Source organism: Staphylococcus sp. AS1337 (assembly GCF_051408735.1).
GTDB lineage: Bacteria > Bacillota > Bacilli > Staphylococcales > Staphylococcaceae > Staphylococcus > Staphylococcus xylosus_B.
Window position 1 is genome coordinate 321,741 of the sequence record NZ_JBOIHZ010000004.1, and the last position, 25,686, is coordinate 347,426.

At 34.2% G+C, this 25,686-nt stretch carries 22 protein-coding genes; 3 read left to right on the top strand and 19 right to left on the bottom strand.

The window, feature by feature from the left end; all coding sequences use genetic code 11:
* Positions 1 to 85: 85 nt before the first annotated feature.
* Positions 86 to 925: a sialate O-acetylesterase gene (locus ACSUE0_RS08910; RefSeq protein ID WP_119613436.1), complete on the bottom strand. Its 840-nt coding sequence runs from the start codon at positions 923 to 925 to the stop codon at positions 86 to 88.
* A gap of 205 nt (positions 926 to 1,130) precedes the next feature.
* On the opposite strand from ACSUE0_RS08910, the gene ACSUE0_RS08915 reads away from it, so the two are divergent.
* Complete coding sequence (locus ACSUE0_RS08915) at positions 1,131 to 1,982, top strand: NAD-dependent epimerase/dehydratase family protein (protein WP_436957030.1); 852 nt, start codon at positions 1,131 to 1,133, stop codon at positions 1,980 to 1,982.
* Between the two features lie 248 nt (positions 1,983 to 2,230).
* On the opposite strand, the gene ACSUE0_RS08920 is transcribed toward ACSUE0_RS08915, so the two are convergent.
* The 10 genes from ACSUE0_RS08920 to ACSUE0_RS08965 form a co-directional block, all read right to left on the bottom strand.
* Positions 2,231 to 3,493 (bottom strand): DUF1958 domain-containing protein, encoded by a 1,263-nt coding sequence (locus ACSUE0_RS08920; RefSeq protein ID WP_436957032.1) that lies wholly within the window; start codon positions 3,491 to 3,493, stop codon positions 2,231 to 2,233.
* Between the two features lie 237 nt (positions 3,494 to 3,730).
* Positions 3,731 to 4,684, bottom strand: coding sequence for an ornithine cyclodeaminase family protein (locus ACSUE0_RS08925; protein WP_119613433.1), 954 nt, complete (start codon positions 4,682 to 4,684; stop codon positions 3,731 to 3,733).
* A 9-nt stretch (positions 4,685 to 4,693) separates the two neighbouring features.
* Positions 4,694 to 5,113 carry a hypothetical protein gene (locus tag ACSUE0_RS08930; protein ID WP_119613432.1) on the bottom strand — a complete coding sequence of 140 codons (420 nt, stop codon included), beginning with the start codon at positions 5,111 to 5,113 and terminating at the stop codon, positions 4,694 to 4,696.
* Positions 5,114 to 5,215: 102 nt separating this feature from the next.
* Positions 5,216 to 5,992 carry a 3-hydroxybutyrate dehydrogenase gene (locus ACSUE0_RS08935; protein WP_119613431.1) on the bottom strand — a complete coding sequence of 259 codons (777 nt, stop codon included), beginning with the start codon at positions 5,990 to 5,992 and terminating at the stop codon, positions 5,216 to 5,218.
* A gap of 9 nt (positions 5,993 to 6,001) precedes the next feature.
* On the bottom strand, positions 6,002 to 6,649 hold the full coding sequence (locus ACSUE0_RS08940; RefSeq protein ID WP_119613430.1) for a 3-oxoacid CoA-transferase subunit B: 648 nt from the start codon (positions 6,647 to 6,649) through the stop codon (positions 6,002 to 6,004).
* Entirely contained in the window at positions 6,642 to 7,346 is a 705-nt protein-coding gene (locus tag ACSUE0_RS08945) for a CoA transferase subunit A (protein ID WP_119613429.1), read from the bottom strand. Before ACSUE0_RS08945 ends, ACSUE0_RS08940 begins: the two co-directional genes overlap by 8 nt.
* Positions 7,347 to 7,522: 176 nt before the next feature.
* On the bottom strand, positions 7,523 to 8,512 hold the full coding sequence (locus tag ACSUE0_RS08950) for an accessory Sec system protein Asp2 (RefSeq protein ID WP_436957035.1): 990 nt from the start codon (positions 8,510 to 8,512) through the stop codon (positions 7,523 to 7,525).
* Entirely contained in the window at positions 8,478 to 10,823 is a 2,346-nt protein-coding gene (locus ACSUE0_RS08955) for a CDP-glycerol glycerophosphotransferase family protein (protein WP_436957037.1), read from the bottom strand. The genes ACSUE0_RS08950 and ACSUE0_RS08955 overlap by 35 nt, the downstream gene beginning before the upstream one ends.
* Positions 10,824 to 11,211: 388 nt before the next feature.
* Entirely contained in the window at positions 11,212 to 11,715 is a 504-nt protein-coding gene (locus ACSUE0_RS08960; protein ID WP_119613546.1) for a GNAT family N-acetyltransferase, read from the bottom strand.
* A gap of 24 nt (positions 11,716 to 11,739) precedes the next feature.
* Positions 11,740 to 12,312 carry a GNAT family N-acetyltransferase gene (locus ACSUE0_RS08965; RefSeq protein WP_119613545.1) on the bottom strand — a complete coding sequence of 191 codons (573 nt, stop codon included), beginning with the start codon at positions 12,310 to 12,312 and terminating at the stop codon, positions 11,740 to 11,742.
* 251 nt (positions 12,313 to 12,563) lie between these two features.
* Between ACSUE0_RS08965 and ACSUE0_RS08970 the strand changes: the two genes are divergently transcribed.
* Positions 12,564 to 13,022, top strand: coding sequence for a hypothetical protein (locus ACSUE0_RS08970; protein ID WP_017723027.1), 459 nt, complete (start codon positions 12,564 to 12,566; stop codon positions 13,020 to 13,022).
* 422 nt (positions 13,023 to 13,444) lie between these two features.
* Here the strand turns inward: ACSUE0_RS08970 and ACSUE0_RS08975 are convergent, their stop codons facing one another.
* On the bottom strand, positions 13,445 to 13,735 hold the full coding sequence (locus tag ACSUE0_RS08975) for an AAA family ATPase (protein ID WP_430459415.1): 291 nt from the start codon (positions 13,733 to 13,735) through the stop codon (positions 13,445 to 13,447).
* 288 nt (positions 13,736 to 14,023) lie between these two features.
* Complete coding sequence (locus ACSUE0_RS08980) at positions 14,024 to 15,214, bottom strand: glycine C-acetyltransferase (RefSeq protein WP_119613544.1); 1,191 nt, start codon at positions 15,212 to 15,214, stop codon at positions 14,024 to 14,026.
* Between the two features lie 191 nt (positions 15,215 to 15,405).
* Between ACSUE0_RS08980 and ACSUE0_RS08985 the strand changes: the two genes are divergently transcribed.
* The gene (locus tag ACSUE0_RS08985; protein ID WP_119613543.1) at positions 15,406 to 16,584 is read left to right on the top strand and encodes a M20 family metallopeptidase; all 1,179 of its coding nucleotides are present in this window, start codon (positions 15,406 to 15,408) and stop codon (positions 16,582 to 16,584) included.
* A gap of 324 nt (positions 16,585 to 16,908) precedes the next feature.
* Here ACSUE0_RS08985 and tuf read toward each other — a convergent pair whose 3' ends face one another.
* The 6 genes from tuf to rpoC all read right to left on the bottom strand — a co-directional run bounded on the left by tuf (position 16,909) and on the right by rpoC (position 25,658).
* The gene (tuf, locus tag ACSUE0_RS08990) at positions 16,909 to 18,096 is read right to left on the bottom strand and encodes an elongation factor Tu (RefSeq protein ID WP_017723031.1); all 1,188 of its coding nucleotides are present in this window, start codon (positions 18,094 to 18,096) and stop codon (positions 16,909 to 16,911) included.
* Between the two features lie 216 nt (positions 18,097 to 18,312).
* Positions 18,313 to 20,403, bottom strand: coding sequence for an elongation factor G (gene fusA / locus ACSUE0_RS08995; protein WP_436957041.1), 2,091 nt, complete (start codon positions 20,401 to 20,403; stop codon positions 18,313 to 18,315).
* 119 nt (positions 20,404 to 20,522) lie between these two features.
* Entirely contained in the window at positions 20,523 to 20,993 is a 471-nt protein-coding gene (gene rpsG, locus ACSUE0_RS09000) for a 30S ribosomal protein S7 (RefSeq protein WP_002484155.1), read from the bottom strand.
* Positions 20,994 to 21,063: 70 nt separating this feature from the next.
* The gene (gene rpsL, locus ACSUE0_RS09005; RefSeq protein ID WP_002484156.1) at positions 21,064 to 21,477 is read right to left on the bottom strand and encodes a 30S ribosomal protein S12; all 414 of its coding nucleotides are present in this window, start codon (positions 21,475 to 21,477) and stop codon (positions 21,064 to 21,066) included.
* 94 nt (positions 21,478 to 21,571) lie between these two features.
* Complete coding sequence (locus tag ACSUE0_RS09010) at positions 21,572 to 21,826, bottom strand: ribosomal L7Ae/L30e/S12e/Gadd45 family protein (protein ID WP_017723033.1); 255 nt, start codon at positions 21,824 to 21,826, stop codon at positions 21,572 to 21,574.
* Positions 21,827 to 22,061: 235 nt separating this feature from the next.
* Entirely contained in the window at positions 22,062 to 25,658 is a 3,597-nt protein-coding gene (rpoC, locus tag ACSUE0_RS09015) for a DNA-directed RNA polymerase subunit beta' (protein WP_436957065.1), read from the bottom strand.
* Positions 25,659 to 25,686: the final 28 nt, after the last annotated feature.

Consider the following 25,686-nt stretch of genomic DNA (forward strand, 5'->3'; position numbering starts at 1 on the left):
TTACAATTACCCTAAATGTAGTGAATTATTTAAACAAGGCAGGACAAGGGAATTGGAGCAAGTTTATTTCCCAGGAAATTTTAATTTATTGTAACTCTTTCATACCTTCTATAAACTTTTCATAAGTAATTTCATTTTCGGAGAACTGAGCAACAAGCATATACATTTGCTCATTTTTTGTATGTACTTGTTTATATAATAGTGTGTCAGCTTGTGTTTCTGCTGGTAATGGATTAATAACGTGTTCACATTTTGAAAATGCTTGATAGTAACGCATACCAAATAGCCGTTGGGAAACTGCATTGATATGAATAGCGTCTGAATTAGAAGTTAATCCTTCTGCCGTAACATAATAGCAATTGTCTTTTTCTTCAGCCGTTTGCTGTAAAACCTTATTAATTTCTTTATATTCTATGGCACTTTGACCAAATGCTGACTTCCCTAAGAAATCTGGAAGTAAACCTACCACAAACGGTACTTCAGGCACATTTAACGTTGTTCTAAAATGATCAATAAGTTCATTTAATTTTGAAGCATATGTTTGATATTGTTGATTTAAACTATCACTCTCACCTTGATGCCATAATATGCCTATAATTTCACTCGTTTCTTGTGCAAATTGCGCTTCAACAATAGCATGCCTAGCAAGTACACTTTCTGAATCCCAATCATCTATAGAGGCCCCACCATCTGCACAAGGTATCAAGCCTATCGTTTCATTAGGATGGTCATCTAACCACAACTTAGCAAATGAGGCAGCTGGTCCAACACCAGCTACAGAACGATCACTATGAATCGGCTCGTCCATCATTTGCCACCTACCATTTTTAAGAACCATAATACGCTCATCTAAAATAGGCGAAACATCTTCCAAGTAACCTCGCCCTGCCATATTTGACTGCCCTATTAGCAATATTGATTTCATATTAAAACTTCCTAACTTAATTACGTATTTGTTATAAGCATCATACTATATTCACGTAGTTAAGAAAATGAATTGCTTTAAAAATTCGCACTGTTATAAAGCTATAAATCCTCACTAAGAATAATACATTTTCACCTAAAAGTGTTTACGTATCGATAAAAAAGTGAATTTAATTATTAATATGAACATATCGGAGGATGTAACTATGACAAGAATATTTGTTACTGGAGCTACAGGATTGATAGGTACTAAATTAACACAAAGATTATTAGAAGAAGGCTATCAAGTCGCTGGATTCACGACATCACAACAAGGAAAGGCAAAGCTGGTGGATAATGGCGTTAAGGCATATATTGGAGACATTTTAAAATATGATACAGTTGAAGCTGCAATAGCTGATTATCAGCCTGATATTATTATGAATGAGATTACAGATTTAAAAAATATAGATATGTCAGCCAATACAAGAGTTAGAATTGAAGGAACTAAACATCTTGTCGAGGCCGCTTTAAAAAATGGTGTGAAACATATGCAATCTCAAAGTATTGCTTTTACTTATGAAGGTGGTAATACGTTAGCAACAGAAGACACACCCCTTGATTATAATGCAATAGGAGATCGTAAAACTACAGTTGCTGGTGTTGAAGGTTTAGAAAGCGAAACTGCACGTATTGAAAATTATGTTGTACTTCGCTACGGCTTACTATATGGTCCAGGTACATGGTACGGTAAAAATGGCCTGATATATAATTCGTTTATCGAAGGAGCTGTCACAATGACTGATGGCATACAATCATTTATTCATATTGATGACGCGGTAGAAGTAGCAATTCAAGCATTAAACTTTGAATCCGGTATTTATAATATTGCGGATGATGAACCAGTCAAAGGCAATGTATGGGCACAATGGTATGCAGACTTATTAAATGTTCAGCCAGAAATCAACATCCAACCTTCAGAATCACATGAACGTGGTGCTAATAATGCTAAATTCCACAATCAAGGTGGGAAACTAATTTATCCTTCGTGGAAGCAAGGTATGGATCCAATTAAATAATCAAAATGTTCCTGATTCAAATCGTAATTGTTAAAATGGCAGTAGCTGACTGGATTGAAAATTACAACACTCCTTCTCATGAGTTGAGTTAATGATATTTAAGTATGAGTTTTAGCTCAAATAAACCCTTTATCTCTTTCAATCCTAGTCATCCTGGCCGGGAAAGGACGACGAAATCAATTTTAAAAAATTAGATTTCTTTTCCACTCCCATTTTAACAGAGCAGTTTATTACTTAAGTACTCTATTTCATTTTATATGTGTTTTTCTATTTCTAGAAAGTATATATAAAATAATAATTAAACACAGCGCAATTAATAAATACCACCCATATCTACTTACCATATAGGTATAATTCTGCTTAAGCGGTGTCACTATAACGCTTGGCTGTTTCATATCACTTGTAAGATATTGTCGCTTAGTATCCGCAACTAATAATTGATTATTTTTAACTTCAAACTTAATTTGTTGTCCTTTTTCAACTACGTCACATAAAGGTGTTGCTACGTTATACCATTTACCATTTATATATTGCTTACCTTTGGGCATAACTTCTTTATATTCATATTGATTATATACCTTATCCAATAGCGCATTGCCGATAACGTGTCGTTTGTACTCTGAATCATCAACGTCCCAATGCCCTACTCCCATAACAACTTGTACGAGTCCAAAGTTTCCTCTATCTATTGTAGCAGTATAGTTATATGCTGCTTTATCACTAGATCCAGTCTTTAATCCATTTGTTCCTTTATATTCATGAACATCGCCTTCCAATGAATGATGATACGTATGAAAATGTTCTTCATATGGAGTATTGGGTTTACTAGTGTATGTAATATGTTTTGTAAAAGACGTTAAATATGGATATGTATTTTTTAAATAAAAAGCCAATTTGGCAAAATCTCGCGGTGTCGATGAATTATCTTCATCTAAGTTACTACCTGGTGGTAAATATTCATTTCCGATACTACGATTTTCAGCACCAAATGGATTGGTAAAATGTGTGTGTGCCATCTTGAGCTTTTTAGCTTTTTGATTCATCATTGTTACAAATTTACCTGTATCAGGTTCTACCTGTTGCATGAGCATACGTGTTGCAACATTAGAACTAGGTACAATCAGTAAATTAATAAGTTCTCTTATAGTATATTGCGTTCCCTCACGCATGATATTATTGCTTAGTAATGGGTGATGACTAAAACGTTCATCATCGGCAGTTACAGTTACCGCTTTATCCATGGAGAGAGAACCATCTTGAATTCTTTCTAATACAATTGATAAGGTCATTAATTTCGACATGCTTGCAGGCCGCCACTGTTTATCAATATCCTCTTCCCATAATATTCTACCTGTATGACTGTCTGCTATAATACTACCTTTAGGTTGATAAAAATCACTTATGTTATTACCATGTGCTCTTGTTACATCAATAGACGACTCTGCAAATACATAACTAGGTTGCGATGTCACTAAAATCAAAAGAAATAATACAAATAATATGCGTTTCACTTTAACCTCCTTCATAGATATAACATATTAACTATAATATACTATGTTTCTTTAAAGCTTAAGGTGTTGTTTTTTTACACTTTACCACTCATTTTTGAATTCTTTATATGTTCTAGTTAGATAAGAGTAATTTTTATTAAAAGGCGATCTTATGATATCTTGAAATTCAGTAAACTATTAAATATATTAAAAAGAGCTAAGACAACAATGTGTCTTAGCTCTTTTCTTAAACTTTAATTATGATTTTATGGCTTTTTGATAAAAGTAATTTGCTACCACAATATCTACAATAGCAACACCTACAGATTTAAATATCGTAATTTCATCTTCAGACACGCGCCCAGCTAACTTAGAAGCAACGATATGTCCAAGTTCACCGTATAAATCATCTTGAGCAAACATACCTTCTGATACTGGGTTGATTAAGTCTCCCGTTTCTTCCATTGCTGCTTCTACCGCTTCAACAACGACTTTGTCTGCATCTCCAACCGCTTCAGATGGCAATTCTTGCATGTCTGATTTAAATGAGCCAACCGCATTTACGTGCACCCCATGTGCTAAGCGTTGTTTGAACACAGGTGTTTTTGCATTAGTCGCTGTTACGATAATATCTGAACCTGCTATAGCTGTTTCAACATCATCACAAACAACTAGCTTTAAATGTTCATGGTCTTGTTGTACCCTTTTAGAAAAGTTAACTGCTTTATCATAAGTGCGATTATAAAATTGTATGCGCTCAATATCTCTAACGGCTAACACCGCTTCAATAAGCCCTTGTGCTTGGTCACCTGTACCGATTACACAAAGTGTTTTTGCATTTTCTCGCGCAAGATACTGCGTAGCCACACCAGAAATGGCACCTGTCCTAATCTTAGTTAAATACGAACCTTCTAAAACAGCTAACGTCTCACCTGTTTCATAATCAGATAGAATCACAGAGCCGACTATGGTATTTTTACCAATTTTTGTATTATTAGGAGCTACTGTCACAGTCTTAAGGCCTACAATCTTTAACTCATCTGAAAGTGCTGGCATAACGAGATAGCGATTATCTTCGTTAAAAGGTAATGAATAACGCAGTGGGGTATTTGTCTTACCTTCAGAATATGCTTTTAGTGATTCAGCCACTGCATCAATAATCTCTTTCATATCTAACAATTTTGCTTGTTCCTGTGCATCTATATAAAGCATAAGCCACCTCTACTCTGTATAATTTTCTTCAAATATGTCAGTTTTAGATTCAATGAAATGTTCGAAAAATAATAATAGTGTGTAAGTAGTTGAAATGGTAAGTATCGCAATCAATAATATCATTCCTTCTATAAGTAAAAAACTAATGCCTAATCCAAGCATAAGAGAAAATGCAATCATATTTTTAACAAAAATAATCCAATAATCTGTTCTTATGCCAATCCAAGTACGAACATTTTTATCTTGTGTTTTTATACCATACAATGTAATTTTCAAACTTTTAATAGTTGAATAAATAAACGCTAAAATTAGTAATGCAATGATTATATTTCTATACAAACGGTTATCCATGTAATCAGACATAATAGCGCAAGCCGTAGGAAAAACAATCGTAAACCAACTTGTACCGTTTGTCTCTGAATTTTTCATCGAACGCTTACCTCCAATTAAACTTTACGCTGTTAACTTTAACGTAACATATTTTAATTGGAAATTATCATTGATTTAAAAATAAATTGCTCTAACGTTAAATTATTGTACTGTATAGCCTCCATCTATAAGGATCGCTTGTCCTGTTATACTTTTACCACTATCACTACATAAGAATAAAGCATAATCTGCAATATCTTTAATATCTAACAAACGTTTTTGTGGGATTAATGGATACAATACCTCTTCTAACACTTGCTCTACTTCTACGCCTCTGTCTTTTGCTAAATCTGCCATTTGATTACGTACTAAGGGTGTGTCGATATAGCCGGGACAAATTGCATTGACTGTTATACCTGCTGTTGCTGTTTCTAATGCCGATACTTTTGTTAAACCGATAATACCATGTTTCGCACTATTATACGCCGCTTTCCCTGCAAAACCTATCACACCATTAATAGAAGCCATATTTAAAATACGACCAAATTTTTGTTGTTTCATAATAGGCAACGCATATTTAGTTCCGATAAAACTCCCTGTTAACATGATATCTATCATCTGTCTAAATTTTTCTGTAGGAAATGATTCAATACTTTCAACATGTTGCAAACCAGCATTATTGAACAAGATATCTAATCGTCCATAATAAGAGACAGTTTGCTCAATCATTGATTTCATAGCCATTTCGTCTGTAACGTCCACTTGTATAGCTATGCAGTCATAGCCTTGTGCTTTCAATTTGTCTGTTTCTTCAATGAGCTTCTCTTGATTTAAATCAGCTAATACTGCTTTTGCTCCATTTTCCAAAAATACTTTGGCAATACCTAATCCTATACCACTAGCTGCACCTGTAATAATCGTCACTTTATCTTTTACCATTTGTGCCACCTACTTTACTTCATTTTCAAAATGGGCCTCTGTACTAGCTTCTACTTGCTCCAACGTTGTATCAGGTTGTAATTCAACAAGTTTCATAATACCATTCTCAAATTTAAATACAGCTAAATCAGTAATTAATGTATTCACCACACCAGCGCCCGTCAGTGGTAGTTCACATTGAGATTTAATCTTAGATTCTCCATGTTTATTCATATGATCCATAATGACGACGACCTTTTGTGCACCAACGACTAAATCCATTGCGCCACCCATTCCTTTTACTAGCTTTCCAGGAATCATATAATTCGCTAGGTCTCCTGATTCTGAAACTTCCATACCGCCGAGAATAGCTAAGTCAATATGACCCCCGCGAATCATAGCAAACGATTCTGCATTATCAAAATAAGATGCACCTTTTGCAGCAGTTACTGTTTCTTTCCCTGCGTTAATTAAATCCGGATCAATTTCTGATTCTGTAGGATACGGACCAATACCGAGCAATCCATTTTCTGATTGAAAATAAACATTCTTTACGTGATCATTAATTTCATTTGCTACTAAGGTAGGCATCCCAATACCTAAGTTAATGACCATATCACTTTTAATTTCTTGTGCTGCACGTTGAATAATTTTTTGTCGTTGTAATTGCTTATCCATGGTTAGCCTCCTTAAACGTACGTTTCTCAATCCTTTTTTCAAAATGAGACCCTAAATAAATGTAATCAACATACACTCCAGACATGTGTACCTCATCTGGGTCAATTTCACCTACTTCAACTAATTCTTCGACCTCAACTACAGTTGTTGCGGCTGCCATAGCACATAGAGGGTTAAAATTTCGAGCTGTCTTTTCAAAGACGAGATTTCCAAAAGTATCTGCTTTTTGTGCTTTCACAATACCAAAATCACCTTTAATTGCACGTTCCATTAAATACGTTTCACCATCAAAATCGCGTGTTTCTTTACCTTCAGCAATACGTGTACCAACACCAGTCTTAGTATAAAATGCAGGAATTCCTGCCCCACCAGCACGTAATTTTTCTGCTAGTGTACCTTGAGGGGTTAATTCAACATCTAATTCTCCACTAATCAGTTGCTGTTCAAAAATTTTATTTTCCCCAACATAAGAGCTAATCATTTTATCAATCTGTTTATGCTCTAGTAAACGACCTAGACCAAAATCATCGACGCCACAATTATTACTAACTACCGTTAACCCTTTCGTACCTTTGTCACGAATTGCTTCAATACTATGTTCTGGAATACCACACAACCCGAATCCTCCTGCTAGTACAGTCATACCATCCTCTAAACGTTCAAAAGCTTTATGTATTTCTTTAATTACTTTCGACATATATTAACCTCATTTCTAAGTTTACTTTTAACACCTAGTACTAAAACAATTATACGTGAAAATACTTGTGAAGTCTTTTATTTATGTTTGCGCTTACATTTAAGTGGTGATTATTACGCTAATAAAAAAAGAGAAACTGCAATAATTCTACAATTTCTCATATAATTTATTAATTTTTATTTACCTAATAATAGGCCATTTAACAGCATAAGTTGTTCTGGTACACTGTTCCGTGAAACGTCTGGGTGATTCACAACCATATCGTCATCTAAGTTAATTTTATTAATTAACTGATTATCAATACGGTTTGTTTCATCAAAATAATATTTAACATTATCGCAACAAATCACATATTTTTTTGCATCGTTTGATTGCTTCAAATGTTGTTCAATTGAAGGAACTAAGTCTTCCTTTCTTAATCCTTTCATAAAGCGTCTATCATTTTGAGCTAAATTACCACCTATATTGACGATCGGGTCTACCGCTACTGTCTTAAAGTCTAATGCTGCACCGTGATATAACGCACCCGTCCCACCTTTTGATCCACCATATAATACCACATTTTCATCTTCAACACCTAGATTGCTCGCTGCATATCTAATCGCATCTTGAATATCTTCTTCGTATTCTGGATAATTTATCGTACTAATATAGTGAGATCCATGAGATACATTCAAGTCCATAATACGCATCGTATAAACATTTTTCACTAAACTTCTTTCAATACCATCAAAGAATTTAGGAAACATACGCTTAGGCATTAATGCACTATCATACTCTTGTAAATTAGGCATACAAGTGAAAATAACTAACAATTTTTTAGGGACATTTTCATTTACCTTTCTGCCTTCTGGTTCATCCAAAGTATAGAAGATATCACGAAATTGTTTCAAATCTTTTCTTTGAAATAGCTCTTTGACATGTTTTCTTTTATAGAATTTAGAAATAGTTCCTTGATGAAAATAAAGTATATAATCATTTTTTAATAATGTCTTATATTGTTCATGAAGCTCAGGAGTTTTTCTTACCATTTCTAAATAATTTAAGTTACTTTCAGTATCTATCAATATTCTTTTGTCACTATTAAAGTCAATTGGCTCATTGATCTTATAAATCATTTCTGTATTCATGTTATTTATCCATCCCATTACTATTAGTTTCTTCAAAAACAGTCTTTAATATTTGTTGCGAACTTTCTTTACTATCTTTTGAAATCAGTCTGTTCACTATTTTTGAATAATCCATATAATTCATGCCTTTGAGTTGCAGCGCGAGTTTTTCTTCATCTAAAGAAACGATTGGGAAGTGTCCTAATTCAAAAATATTAAAGTAAAAGCCAATATCTTTCTGATACATTTCTACATCTTCTTGTATTAACAGAATAGGCTTATTTAAATGTGCAAAATCAAAGATAGTTGATGAATAATCAGTAATCATCGTTTCACAAAGAATATATAATTCTTGAATATCTACAAATTCATTATAAAAACAATGTATTCTAGCATCTAAACTATTATATTTACTTCTAAGCATGCCTTCGTTTGGATGTAATTTAACAATGATTTCATATTCCTTAGGAAGATATTCTAATAATTTCACTAAATCAATACTTGTTAAATTTTCTCTTTCTTTTTTTCTCCATGTTGGACAGAACAAAATATATTTCTTATCTTCATTCGTCGTAAATAAATATTTTCTTTGTAATTTTTTACGTTCTTCGTTAGTTAATTGATTAAGTAAATATTCATTTCTAGGAGCACCGTAGTCTAGGATTTGCAGATTTTTATTTTCTTTTAAATTAAATGCCGATTCAAGTAACATCGTATTCATTTTTGAAGATGTTAATAAATAGTCCCATTTTTTCATACGTGGTCTGAATTGTTTTAATTGATTTTTTCGTTCTTTTTCGTCTCCTAAATCATTCACCATTTTTTTCAACGGGAAGCCATGCCAAGTTTGTACAAACACTTGATCCGGATGTTTATATACTTTATCCCATGAATTACTATTCATAAAGATATACTTACATTGCCTAAATTTAGTTTTGTATTCCTCAGTTCCAAAGCGTATAGGTTTAAAACCGTAATTTCTAATTTCAATGTCTACTAAAGAATTAGCTGAACTAACAAAAATATTTTTTTGTGGGTAGTTTTTTTGAATACTAAGTGCGATATATTTAGGGTCTCCACTAAAATTATTACCATGGAACGATTCAATAAATACATTACTCTCTTTTGGTTCTATATCATCTAATATTTTCTTACTAAGTCTTTCTTTACGATTATTATAATATTTTTTTAACCCTTCGAAGAAAATATTATTTTTTAACACCTTACTTAAAAAAGGTTTTTCTTTTAAATCTTTATATAAAACTCTACCACTATCTAATTTTTCAATTTTATTTTTAGGTTGAAGACGTACTCTTTTTTTATATTTTGTCGGTACAAGAGGACGTTTGTTTTGAGACGCTTTTTTAAATTGCTTTAAATATTGGTTACTGTATTCACTATCAAGAAATTCTGTATTTAAAACTTCAACATCTGTTAGTCTATTTTCTTTTGAATATTTATTATTTAACATTGAAAGTAATAGTTTACTGTCCCTAGAAAGGTTTTTTTCTAAAAATTGAATACCATAGTATTTGTCGTAAACTTCTTTAAGTACATCATCATTACCTGGGTAAATAAGTGCTCTATTTCCTCTAGCTAGTGTTTCTAAAATTGAATATCCTAACGTTTCATAAGGTGATGAGGAAATATAAATATAATTTAACGGTTCTTTCTCATTTATATGTATATTGTCTTGTAAGTTATAATAATTTACGAGATTCTTATATAATGCTTCTGACGGACCATAACCAACAATATAAAGTTGAATATCGTCTCTTTCAGTGTTTTTAATAATATAATTCACCAATTTGATTACATATGAAATATCTTTGATGCCGTCTTCAAAGCGTGCTTTTATTAAAAGGTTTCTTTTCGTATTTATTGGTTCTTTATTAATTTTAATATGTTCTGCATTAACGTATTTGTTAAATACTGATTTATAGTTATATTTACAAATAAACCTCTGTTTAATGCCTTCTGTACTAACTCTTACACCATCTATAGCTTCTAAGCAAAGGTCTATTGAATCATCTATATATTCCATTGGGCCATGTATTTCTCCAATGACCTTAGTTGATTTATTGATAGCTTTGACGTCTTTGGCGTAATGGAATAAATCTTCTCTTGTTATAATTAATACATCGCATTTAGATAATAATTTTATATCTCTAAATTTATAGATATTTAGATTTTCATTATCAATGTTTTCATGAATAAGCAAACGTGTAATAGCATCTTGATCAAAGTCTAAATTATTAAAGTAATTAACTGTATATCCTTGCTTTAAAAAGGATTTAATCAAATTAATATTACTTCTTGAAGTTCCGCCTTTAGCAAAAATATTAAATCCCAAAATATTGATATTCATAAACGCATCCTCCATTCATTTATTATTTCGCCCTTATGAACATTTCACTCTTATAATAAAAAAAATACCGAAAAAGTCATTTAGGTTATATTATACTGTATTATTTTATTAAAATCTATATTTTTTACAATAAATATAGATTCACTTTAAGATTAAAATTCTACTGAAAACAAGAATTTTTATTTATTAGATTCTAATTAATATCTATTTTTTCTTAAAAAATTTAAATGACCTAGTTCATTAGTAATTTTGTATTTTTACATAAATTGCAGTAATACTCCATACCATGCAACAATTAAAACGACAAAAACACCGACAAAAGTCATAAGACTCTTGCCGGTGTTTTTAAAAATACATAATTTAAGTCATGCTTTATATTTTGTAATAATTAGGCGATTTCAATTTGGAAACGACGTACTACTGTTCCATCATCTAATGTTGAAGCTTCAATTTCTTCTCCACCATTGTGTTGAATGACTGCCGCTGAAGCTTTGTTTTCCTTATCGCATGTTATCAATGCTTCTTGTACACCAATTCTTGATAAATAATCTAAAGATTTTTTCAATAATTTATTACCAAAACCTTTGCCACGGTGTTTCTTTCGGATGCCGTAGCCAACATGGCCACCAACTGTTTTAAGTTGCTCATTTAAATTATGACGAATATTTGCAGCACCAATAATCTCATCATCATCGATTAAAAATAGCGTCGTATTATCTACCGATGCATCATGTGATTTATTATCAGCTAATTCATGTACTAAATCTTCAAAGTTATTATACTTTGTAATGTTAGTGATTTCAGGTACAACTTTCTCATCGTGATCAATCCACTCTCTCATATAATCACAATACATCATTTCGTCTCCCATTGTTAACTCTCTAAACTCCATGTTGACACTCCTTCCTTTCTTGATTTATGTTTTTAATATTTCATCATGTGTATTTAAATAATAAACGTAGTGGTCTGTCCATTGACCATTTTCAAATATAAACCCCTTACGGACACATTCATATTGGAATCCTACTTTTTCAATTAAATTAACAGACCTTGGGTTATCGATATTGATATGAGCCTCAATTCTATGAAAATTCAGTGTATCGCGGGTTTGTTTAATTAATTCTGTTAATGCTTCATAAGCATATCCTTGATGCCAATGTTGGTTATGAATAAAATAGCCAATCTCTGCCCACTGAAAATTATCACGACTTAAGTTTTTAATATTAAGCATACCTAAATGATTATGTGCCTTATCAAAGATTCCAAAGATATATAAATCATCCGATTTAATTGCCTCTTGATGTCTGGTGACCAAAGCTGCAAACCAAGGCTCGGTTGCATCTGACATATCTAGTTGACCCTTGTCATGTTTATATTGAGATGGTTTTCTATTTACAAAACCTCGTAACCATGATTCATAATCATTTTCTTCCAACGGTCTAATGATAAGACGTTGTGTTGTGAAATGCAACCATAAATTTTTATCCATTAACTAGCCCCTTATAACACGTTTCTTTAACATAAACACACCATTTAAACAGGTGAAATTATAGTTATTTCTTTATAATCAAAAATTGAATCTAACACAGTATTATTAATATATTACCTTTTTATTGTGCGTTAAAACTTTCTTTAAAGGGTATGTAAATTAATGAAAGCGCAATCACCATTAAATATGGTATTCCATATATTTACTTAATATAAGCCAATAGAGATTTGATATCTTAGGAGGTTGTTATTATGAATAAAACAGACACTTCAAAAATTTTCTTTATGTTTTTCGGTATTTTGTCATGGTTGTCAGCGATGATTTTATTTATTTTACCTACACTTCCACCTTACCAAGATTACATTAAAACTCAAGGTGGTATGGCAACAGGATGGATTATTTTGTTGCTTGTGTTTATCACACTATTTTACATTGCCATTTTAATTCTGGATATTTATAGTCCCATTGCTACACAAGTAGTTCAATTTGTTTTATTAACAGTTGTTATTGTCTGTGCTGTACCATCAATAACAGCATTTATCTTAGCATCCTTTGTTATTAATATTAGTATCGTTGAAATATTCATTCCAATTATACTTGTAATCTTAGCAAGTATGCTCCATATTTTATGGTTTGCAATCCCTTTTATGCAAAATAAAGAAAACCGAGAGAATACTAAAAATAAAACAAAAACAAATCCATTTAAATAACAATAATCTCTATAGAACCACTTCTATAAAGAATCACTTCTAAATTTATTTAGTTAGTGATTCTTACACATGAGCTTTTGCTCAAGTGTTCTAGTTCGTTAGTTAGTGGTCCTTACACATGAGTTTTTGCTCTTGTAATCCGTTGACCAAATTAACTACTTTTAGGCATGAATTGAACAGTTCATGCCTATATTATTTTCAAGATTAGTCATCATCTCCATAACTAATTAATAAAAAGAAATGATTTTAACGTAAATAAATTTCTATCCTTGTTCCTTTTTAGTAGATGCAGTTGTCACAATAAATTGACTTATAACACGTCTATATCTTTCAGTATCATTTTTATTATATAATCTTCAGTCATTGATTCGGTAATATATGTTTCTCCTTGTATGTTCAACGTATCTTCCGGGACAAACCACTTAGACATTGATGTTAGATTTTTCAAAAAATCTATTAAGCATCGTCCCATACTTATATTTATTTAAAATACCTTCTAGTATGACATAGTTACAATGATTAATACCATAATTTATGATTTCTTCTATTAAGTTAATTGCTAAATTACCAGGTCGATCACGAACGTTAAGCATCTGTCTGCGTACTTCATCTTGACCTATTATCATCACACCTTCTCCTAAATGCTGTTGTATACGTTTGGCAATTGTTGATTTGCCACTACCAGAATTCCCTCTAATAATAATAAGGTGCACTTTTATTTTCACCTCTCTAAAGAATTACTTTTATAAAAAATCACTTCTAAATTTATTTAGTTAGTGGTTCTTACTCATGAGCTTGTGCTCAGGTGTTCCACTTTTGTTAGTTAATGATTCTTACACATGAGTTTTGCTCAAGTGTTCCACTTAAACTCATATCGTACATTTATTTGGTTATTATATATTAAAATAAAACGAGACAGCATTCTTAGTTCTGTAACTAGAATACTGCCCGTTCTCATTAATACACTCAAGCACACTTTCAATACGTGGCTTGAATGATTATTATTTAATTGTGCCTAGTTCTTTACCAACTTTTTCAAAAGCAACTAAAGCTTTATCTAACATTTCTTTTGTGTGAGCTGCTGTAGGCATATTACGTACACGTCCAGTACCTTTAGGAACCGTTGGGAAGACGATTGATTTCACGTAGACACCTTCATCTTTCAAGCGACTACTAAAGGCTTGTGTTTCCTTTTCATCTCCGATAATTACAGGTGTGATTGGTGATTCTGAGTTACCGATATCGAAGCCTAATTTTTGCAATCCTTCTTTTAAGTAATTGCCATTTTCCCAAAGTTTATCATGCAATTCTGTAGATGCCATTAATTTCTTCACAGCTTCTGTAATTGCTTTTGTATCCCCAGGAGCTAATGATGTTGAGAATAAAAATGGTCTAGATTGTGCTTTTAACCAATCAATTAGTGATTGAGTACCTGCTACGTATCCACCAACAACACCTATTGCTTTTGATAATGTACCAATTTGGAAATCAATCTTATCTTGTAATCCGAAATGCTTAACTGTTCCCGCACCTTTACCCATTACACCTGAGCCATGTGCATCATCGACATAAGTAATTAAGCCAAACTCTTCTGCAATTTCAACGATTTCTGGTAACTTAGCTACGTCACCATCCATACTGAATACACCATCAGTGATATACATTACTTTATTATATTGGCCAGATTCTACAGCCTCTTTTGCTTTAGCACGTAAATCTTCCATATCTGAATGGTTTACACGAATAATCTTCGCTTTAGATAAACGACAACCATCAATGATAGAAGCATGGTTTAATTCATCTGACAGAATAGCATCATTTTTATTCATAACTGCTGAAATAGCTGCCATATTACAATTGAATCCTGATTGATATGCAATAGCTGCTTCAGTTCCTTTGAACTCTGCAAGTGTTTGTTCTAATTCATCATGAACATCTAAGGTACCATTGATTGAACGTACCGCACCAGCGCCAACGCCATGTGTATCGATCGCATCTTTTGCTGCTTGCTTTAAGTCTTCGTCTGTTGCTAGTCCTAAATAGTTATTGGAAGATAAGTTTACATAATTTTTCCCGTTAATAGAAATTTCAGGGCCATTTGCACCTTCAATTGTATCTATTTCATTATATAATCCGTTATCTTTTAAATATTGAATATTTTCATCTAAAAAGCCATGTAGTGACTGAACCACTGCAAGTCCCCCTTTGAATTATCTTAGTCTTCAAATTAATCATAACCTATTTTAATAAAAGTGGAAAGTATTATAAGCACACGTCACAATGCATTTTTCACAACATAATTTGTCTACTATCAATTGCACCTACAGTTGTGCATTATTAAGTGGTATAATAGTGAAAAATGTTTAAGGAAGAAGGGCTGAAGTTGTTTGATTGGTTTCAACTAGCACAACAAAAAGAAAGTAGAATGGTACAAGTTCGACGTTACCTCCACCAATATCCCGAATTATCATTTGAGGAATATCACACACGTGACTTTATACTTAATCAATTAAGTCAATTATCATGTGAAATTCGTACACCTGTAGGACGTAATGGTATCGTAGCTACATTTAAAGGTCATGGTGATGGACCAACCGTTGCACTTCGTGCAGATTTTGATGCACTACCTATAGATGAATTAACAGAAGTAGACTATAAATCTAAAAATCCTGGCGTCATGCATGCATGTGGTCATGATGGTCATACGGCAATTTTATTAGGTGTTGCAGAGATTATTGAAAGTCACTTATCTTCTTTAAATGGCGATGTAATATTAATCTTTCAATATGGCGAAGAAATTATGCCCGGTGGGTCCCAAGAGATGATTGATGATGGCTGTCTACAAGACGTTGATAAAATATATGGTAATCATTTATGGTCTGGATACCCTACAGGCACAATTTATTCACGTCCTGGTGCATTAATGGCTTCCCCTGATGAGTTTAGCATTACAATCCAAGGTAAAGGTGGACATGGCGCTAAGCCACAAGAAACGATAGATCCTGTTGTGATTATGGCAGAATTCATTATGAGTACACAAAAAATTGTATCCCGTACTATTGATCCTGTAAAGCAAGCTGTAATTAGTTTTGGCATGGTCCAAGCAGGTTCTGCGGATAATATTATTCCGGATTCTGCATTTTGCAAAGGGACTGTACGTACATTTGATACAGAAATTCAAACCCATGTTATGACTAAAATGGAAAAATTACTTAAAGGTTTAGCCGTGGCTAATGACATAACGTACAACTTTGACTACATTAAAGGTTATTTACCTGTACACAACCATCAAGATAACTATGAAGTAGTGAAACAGGCCGCTAATGATATGAACTTAAGATTCAATGAATCAGATTTAATGATGATTGGTGAAGACTTCTCACACTATTTAAAAGTACGTCCTGGTGCATTCTTTTTAACTGGGTGTGGTAATCCTGAAATTGATACTATACATCCACATCATAGCCCAAGTTTTAACATTGATGAAAAAGCAATGAAATATGCAACAAGTGAATTCTTGAAAATATTAGAACTCGAAAAAGTAATTATTAAAGCACCTTAGTCATAAAATGACTTAGGTGCTTTTATGCATGAGCTTTTGCTCAGGCGAACCTTCTATTATTACCTTAGTCATAAAATGACTTAGGTGCTTTTATGCATGAGCTTTTGCTCAGGCGAACCTTCTATTATTACCTTAGTCATAAAATGATTTTAAAGACTTACTTATTCAGTAAAACTGGATTAGTAAGTCTTATGCATTTGCATAGGCAAATGTATACCTTTATATAAAGAAGCACAAAGGCCAAATAGCCGCCTTGTACTTTTCCATACAAAAAAAGCCTCCCGAAGGAGGCTTTAAAAATTCTATCAAAGATAGAAATCTATATTATTCGTTGATTACTGTAACAACGCCTGATCCAACAGTACGTCCACCTTCACGGATAGAGAAACGAGTACCGTCTTCAATAGCGATTGGAGAAATTAATTCAACGTCCATTTCAACGTTATCACCAGGCATAACCATTTCAGTACCTTCTGGTAAAGTAACAACACCTGTTACGTCAGTAGTACGGAAATAGAATTGTGGGCGGTAGTTAGTGAAGAATGGTGTATGACGACCACCTTCATCTTTTGATAAAACGTAAACGTCCGCTTTAAATTTAGTATGTGGTGTAATAGTACCAGGAGCAGCTAAAACTTGACCACGTTGGATGTCATCACGTGAAACACCACGTAATAATGCACCAATGTTGTCACCAGCTTCAGCGTAGTCTAATAATTTACGGAACATTTCTACACCAGTAACTGTTGTTTTGCTTGACTCTTCTTGCATACCAATGATTTCGATTTCTTCACCGACTTTGATTTGACCACGTTCAACACGGCCTGTAGCAACAGTACCACGACCAGTGATTGAGAATACGTCCTCTACTGGCATCATGAATGGTTTGTCAGAATCACGTTCTGGAGTTGGGATGAAATCATCAACTGCTTGCATTAAGTCTAAGATTTTTTGCTCATAGTCAGCGTCGCCTTCAAGAGCTTTTAATGCTGAACCAGAGATTACAGGTACATCGTCACCTGGGAAGTCATATTCGCTTAATAAGTCACGAACTTCCATTTCTACTAATTCTAATAATTCTTCATCGTCAACCATGTCAACTTTGTTTAAGAATACAACTAATGCTGGAACACCAACGTTACGTGATAAAAGAATGTGCTCACGAGTTTGTGGCATTGGACCATCAGCAGCAGATACTACTAAGATAGCTCCGTCCATTTGTGCAGCACCAGTGATCATGTTTTTAACATAGTCAGCGTGACCTGGGCAGTCAACGTGCGCATAGTGACGTTTTTCAGTAGTGTACTCAATGTGAGAAGTATTAATAGTAATACCACGTTCTTTTTCTTCTGGAGCATTGTCAATCATGTCATATGATTGTGCTACAGAGTCACCATTTTTTGCTAATACAGTTGCGATAGCAGCTGTTAAAGTAGTTTTACCATGGTCAACGTGACCAATAGTACCAATATTGGCATGTTCTTTTGAGCGGTCAAATTTTTCTTTAGCCATTATAAAATCTCTCCTATTCGTTAGAAAATTATTTTTAATTTATCTCTCATGACAGTTTCTCACCATCATGAGAAGATGGATTATAATTTGGAAATAAAGGACCATACAGTACCTTTATAATGCATTTTTCCCAAAAAATCAATTGATAAAACAATAAGCTACATAATTAAGCTTTATGTGTATTGTACAGACAGTTGTCGAACAAAACAAGTTTAATTATTCGGCTTTATTGCCACTGTTTTTCTTAACAATTTCTTCAGAAATTGATTTTGGAACTTCAGCATAGTGATCAAAGTACATTGTATAAGTACCACGACCTTGAGTGTTAGAACGTAATGAAGTTGCATAACCGAACATTTCTGAAAGTGGTACAAAAGCATTTACAACTTGTGCATTACCACGAGGTTCCATACCATCAACACGTCCACGACGAGATGTTACGTCACCCATGATGTCACCCATGTACTCTTCAGGCATTTCAATTGTAACTTTCATCATTGGTTCTAAGATAACTGGATCACATTTTTTAGCAGCTTCTTTAAGCGCTAAAGATGCAGCAATTTTGAAGGCCATTTCAGATGAATCGACATCATGGTATGAACCATCAAATAATTTAGCTTTAACATCAATTAAAGGATAACCAGCTAATACACCGTTTTCCATTGAATCTTTAAGACCAGCTTCAACTGATGGAATGTATTCACGAGGAACTACACCACCAACGATAGCGTTTTCGAATTCGAAACCGCCACCTGTTTCATTAGGTGAGAATTCAATTTTAACGTCACCATATTGACCACGACCACCTGATTGACGAGCGAATTTACCTTGAACTTCAGCTGATGCTTTAAATGTTTCACGGTATGAAACCATTGGTGCACCAACGTTACATTCAACGTTAAATTCTTTCTTCATACGGTCTACTAAGATATCTAAGTGAAGTTCACCCATACCACCGATAATAACTTGTCCAGTCTCATCGTCTGTGTGTGCATGGAATGTTGGATCTTCTTCTTGTAACTTAACTAAAGCTGTAGTCATTTTGTCTTGGTCTGCTTTAGATTTAGGTTCAACTGATAAGTGAATAACAGGTTCTGGGAAATCCATAGATTCCAAGATGATGTCATTCTTCTCACCACATAGAGTATCACCAGTACCAGTATCTTTAAGACCTACCGCAGCTGCAATATCTCCTGAATATACTGTGTTTAACTCTTGACGAGAGTTAGCGTGCATTTGTAGTAAACGACCTACACGTTCACGTTTGTTCTTCGTAGAGTTTTTAACGTATGAACCTGATGTTAAAGTACCAGAGTAAACACGGAAGAATGTTAATTTACCAACATAAGGGTCAGTCATTACTTTGAACGCTAAAGCAGCGAACTCAGCATTGTCATCAGCTTTTGCGATAACTTCTTCTTCAGGGTTGTCAGCACGGTGACCAACGATTGGTTTTACGTCTAACGGTGATGGTAAGTAATCAATTACTGCGTTAAGCATTAATTGAACACCTTTGTTTTTGAAAGCTGTACCAACAAGAACTGGATAGAATTCAATGTTGTTTGTAGCTTCACGGATAGCACCTTTTAATTCAGAGATAGAAATCTCTTCATCAGCAAGATATTTTTCCATTAATTCATCATTAGTTTCAGCTACTGCTTCAATTAATGTTGAACGAGCTTCTTCAGCTCTTTCTTTATGATCTTCAGGAATTTCGATTTCTTCAATTTCAGTTCCTAAGTCATTGTTGTATTTGAAACATTTCATTTCAACTAAGTCGATGATTGCTTCAAATTCGTCTTCCGCACCAATTGGTAATTGGATTGGTTGTGCGTTTGCTTGTAAACGGTCATGGATAGTGCTTACTGCGTATTCGAAGTTAGCTCCTAATTTGTCCATTTTGTTTACGAAAACAATACGAGGTACGCTGTAAGTTGTTGCCTGGCGCCAAACTGTTTCAGTTTGAGGTTCAACTCCTGATTGAGCGTCTAGTACTGTTACTGCACCATCAAGTACACGTAATGAACGTTCAACTTCTACAGTGAAGTCTACGTGTCCAGGTGTATCGATGATGTTTACACGGTGGTCATCCCACTGTGCTGTTGTTGCGGCAGATGTGATAGTGATACCACGATCTTGCTCCTGTTCCATCCAGTCCATTTGTGAAGCACCTTCGTGTGTTTCACCAATTTTATGGATACGTCCAGTATAGTAAAGAATACGTTCAGTCGTAGTTGTTTTACCAGCATCGATGTGAGCCATGATACCGATATTACGTGTTCTATCTAAACTAAAATCTCTAGCCATGTATTTTTCTCCTTCCAGTATAACTGCGAATAAATACTATAAATATGGCGATGCCCTAAACACGAACCTGTGATAGTAATCTACCAATATGGAACATGTTCAGGGAAACAGCTACTATCCTACCAGCGATAGTGAGCGAATGCTTTGTTAGCTTCAGCCATTTTGTGTGTGTCTTCACGTTTCTTAACTGCGCCACCAGTGTTGTTAGCAGCATCTAAGATTTCGTTAGCTAAACGTTCTTCCATAGTTTTTTCACCACGAAGACGTGAATAGTTAACTAACCAACGAAGACCTAATGTAGTACGACGTTCTGGACGAACTTCTACTGGTACTTGATAGTTAGAGCCACCAACACGGCGAGCTTTAACCTCTAATACTGGCATAATGTTATCGATAGCTTCTTCAAATACTTCAACTGCTTCACGACCACTACGTTCTTTAACTAAGTCGAATGCAGAATAAAGAATTCTTTGTGCTGTTCCACGTTTACCGTCTAACATAATTTTGTTGATCAATTTTGTAACTAATTTAGAGTTGTGAATTGGATCTGGTAATACGTCTCTTTTTGGTACTGATCCTTTACGAGGCATAATATAAATCCTCCCTTCCGATTATAATATAATTCTTTAGTTTATAGCGAAAATTTACGCAATCTTAAACTTATTTTTTAGGTTTTTTAGTTCCGTATAATGAACGTCCTTGTCTACGTCCATCAACACCTGAAGTATCAAGTGCACCACGTACAATATGGTAACGCACACCAGGTAAGTCTTTCACACGTCCACCACGTACAAGTACAACACTGTGTTCTTGTAAGTTATGTCCGATACCAGGAATGTACGCATTGATTTCAATATTGTTAGACAAACGAACACGAGCATATTTACGTAACGCGGAGTTAGGTTTTTTAGGTGTCATTGTTCCTACACGAGTACAAACACCACGTTTTTGTGGAGAATTTAAGTCAGTAAATTTTTTCTTTTTACTGTTAAAGTTTCTATTTAATGCTGGTGAATCAGATTTTTTAGATTTACTTTGTCTAGGTTTACGTACCAATTGGTTAATAGTTGGCATTGAATGTTCCTCCTCTCTTCATTTATAATCCCACACATCCAGGTGGTTCATTTTAAGGGCAAATAAAATTTAGTAAGAATGATTCTTACTAATCTCATTTTAATAATGCAACAATTGTTGCACTAACGTTTATACCTACATATTCTCCTAAAGCCTTTTTGCTTTTGAAAAATGAAACAGGCATGTGTTTGTGATTGATTTGGCTTAACACGCGAGTCATAAGATGAATCTCCACGTCTTCAGCGATAATCAATGATGTAACTTGATCTCTATTCAAAGCTTTGAGCGTTTGTTTAAGACCAATGACATGATGTTGTTTGTTAAAGCGTGCAACTTTTTCATTAGACATCAAATATCCTCCAAAGTTCTGCTTGCATCAACCTTAATAATAGTAACACTTTCAGTACTGCTGAGTCAACTTTTATTCGTACTTTTCAATAAAAATTTTAAAAACATCAGAAGTCGGATAGAAACCACAATTTTAAATATGATTTCCTTGTTCCACTCCTTCTATAATCAATAACATTAGAGAGCCCGAGATATCTATTAACATCACGGACTCTCTGTTTATTGAGTAATAAATATTATATTTCAGTAGTTTGAACTTCTTCAATAATTTCAGTATCTGGTGTTGCTTTGTTGTATTCAACGTCTCTATAACGTCTCATACCCGTACCAGCTGGAATCAATTTACCGATAATAACGTTCTCTTTAAGTCCAAGTAAGTTATCACGTTTACCTTTGATTGCTGCATCTGTAAGTACACGAGTTGTTTCTTGGAATGAAGCTGCTGATAAGAAGCTTTCAGTTTCAAGAGAAGCTTTCGTGATACCTAGTAATACTGGTTTAGCTGTTGCAGGACGTTTACGTTCTTTGAACGCTTCACGGTTAGCATCAGTAAAGCTATGAATATCTACTAATGAACCAGGTAATAACTTAGTATCTCCTGCTTCAATGATACGTACTTTACGTAACATTTGTCTTACCATAACTTCAACGTGTTTATCGTCGATTTCAACACCTTGCATACGGTAAACTTTTTGAACTTCTTTTAATAGATAGCTTTCTGTTGCATTTAAACCTGAAACAGATAAATAGTTCTTAGGTTCGATTGAACCTTCAGTAAGTACTTCTCCACGTTCAACACCTTGTCCAACTTCTACTTTCAATCTTGAAGTACCAGAAGCTAGATAAGATTTCGTTTCGTTAGCACCTTTAATTACGATTTCTTGTTGACGATCTTTAGCAAGTTTAATGTCATCAACAACACCTTCGATTTCAGTAATCACAGCTTGACCTTTAGGATTACGTGCTTCGAAGATCTCTTGAATACGAGGAAGACCTTGTGTGATATCGCTACCTGCTACACCACCTGTATGGAATGTACGCATTGTAAGCTGTGTACCTGGTTCACCAATTGATTGGGCAGCAATTGTACCAACTGCTTCACCAACTTCAACTTTTTCACCAGTCGCAAGGTTTTTACCGTAACATTTTTCACATACACCATGACGTGTATTACATGTAAATGCTGAACGGATATACATTTCCTCTATACCTGCATCTGTGATTTTCTTAGCGATGTCTGGTGTAACTAATTGATCTGGGTTAACAATGACCTCATCTGTTTCTGGATGACGGATTGTTTCTTTAGAATAACGACCTTCAATACGTTCGATGAATGGTTCAATCATTTCTGTACCTTCTTTGATATCAGAAACAAGTAAGCCACGGTCAGTACCACAATCTTCTTCACGGACGATAACATCTTGAGCCACGTCAACAAGACGACGAGTAAGGTACCCTGAATCGGCAGTCTTAAGCGCTGTATCGGCAAGACCTTTACGAGCACCGTGAGTAGAGATGAAGTATTCTAATACCGTTAAACCTTCACGGAATGATGAAGTGATTGGTAATTCAATAATCTCACCAGATGGCGCAGCCATAAGTCCACGCATACCAGCCAACTGTGTAAAGTTAGATGCGTTACCACGGGCACCAGAGTCACTCATCATGAAAATTGGGTTCGTTTCTTCAAGTGATCCCATTAGTTCATTTTGAATTTGGTCTTTTGCGTCAGTCCAAATTTCAATTACAGCATTGTAACGTTCAAAATCAGTGATTAAACCACGATTGAATTGTTTTGTTACTTTTTCAACTAATTTTTCATGTTCATCAAGAATATCTTGTTTATCAGGTAATACCACGATATCAGATACACCAACAGTAATACCTGCTTTAGATGAGAACTTGAATCCTAAGTCTTTCATTCTATCTAACATCATTGACGTATCAGTGATACTGAAACGGTTAAATACTTCCGCAATAACATTTCCTAAGAAATTCTTATTGAACGGTTTGATTAATTCTTGCTCATCAAAGTAAGCTTTTAATCCACCTTCACCAATTTCAGTTGGTGCAACGAAGTATCTTTCCGGTGTTTTATTTTCTAAGTTCGTTTGTGTTGGTTCATTAATATATGCAAATGAATCTGGAATGATTTCATTGAATATTACTTTACCAACAGAAGTTAGCAAGATTTTTTTGTTTTGCTCTTCAGTAAACGTTGGGTTGTTGAATGATGATGCGTGTACACCAATACGTGTATGCAAGTGAACATAACCATTTGCATAAGCTTTTAGTACTTCATTTGTATCATTGTAAATCGTACCAGTATTAACAGCTTCTTTACGTTCAAGAGTTAGGTAATAGTTACCTAATACCATATCTTGTGATGGCGTAACAACTGGTTTACCATCTTTAGGGTTCAAGATGTTTTGCGCAGCTAACATTAACATACGCGCTTCAGCTTGTGCTTCTTTAGATAATGGTACGTGAACAGCCATTTGGTCACCATCAAAGTCAGCGTTGTAAGCTGTTGTAGCAAGTGGATGTAGACGGATCGCACGACCTTCAACTAATGTAGGTTCGAATGCTTGAATACCTAATCTGTGAAGTGTAGGTGCACGGTTTAAAAGAACTGGATGTTCTTTAATTACATCTTCTAATACGTCCCATACTTCGTCATCCATACGCTCAATTTTACTTTTCGCATTTTTGATGTTTGTTGCAATTTCACGTTGTACTAATTCTTTCATTATGAATGGTTTGAACAACTCGAGGGCCATTTCTTTAGGCAGACCACATTGATACATCTTCAAGCTCGGTCCAACTGCGATAACTGAACGACCTGAGTAGTCAACACGTTTACCTAATAAGTTTTGACGGAAACGACCTTGCTTACCTTTTAACATATGTGAAAGTGATTTTAATGGACGGTTACCTGGTCCAGTAACTGGACGGCCACGACGGCCATTATCGATAAGTGCGTCAACAGCTTCTTGTAACATACGTTTTTCGTTTTGAACGATGATGCCAGGAGCACCTAAGTCTAATAAACGTTTTAAACGATTATTACGGTTGATAACACGACGATATAAATCATTTAAATCACTTGTTGCGAAACGTCCACCATCTAATTGAACCATTGGTCTGATTTCAGGTGGAATAATAGGAAGTACGTCTAAAATCATCCAAGCTGGATTATTACCAGAATGTCTAAATGATTCAACAACTTCTAAACGTTTAATCGCACGTGTAAGTCTTTGACCAGTAGCTGATTCTAACTCATCACGTAAATGTTTAAGTTCAGCATCTAAGTCTATTTCTTCAAGTAATTCTTTAATACCTTCAGCACCCATTTTAGCAGTGAATTTGCCTGGGAATTTATCGTAGTACTCTCTAAATTCTGCTTCAGATAACAATGTCTTTTTCTCTAAACCAGTTGGACCTGGATTTACAACAACGTATGAAGCAAAGTAAATAACTTCTTCTAACGCTCTTGGTGACATGTCTAATAATAGACCCATACGACTTGGAATACCTTTGAAGTACCAAATGTGAGATACAGGTGCAGCTAATTCAATGTGCCCCATTCTTTCACGGCGCACTTTGGATTTAGTTACTTCTACGCCACATCTGTCACAAACCATACCTTTATAGCGTACACGTTTGTATTTACCACAACTACATTCCCAGTCTTTTGTAGGTCCAAATATTCTTTCACAGAATAGACCATCTTTTTCTGGTTTTAAAGTACGATAGTTAATTGTTTCTGGCTTTTTAACCTCACCAAAAGACCATGAACGGATTTTTTCGGGTGAAGCAAGTCCTATTTTCATATAATGGAAATTATTTACATCAATCAAG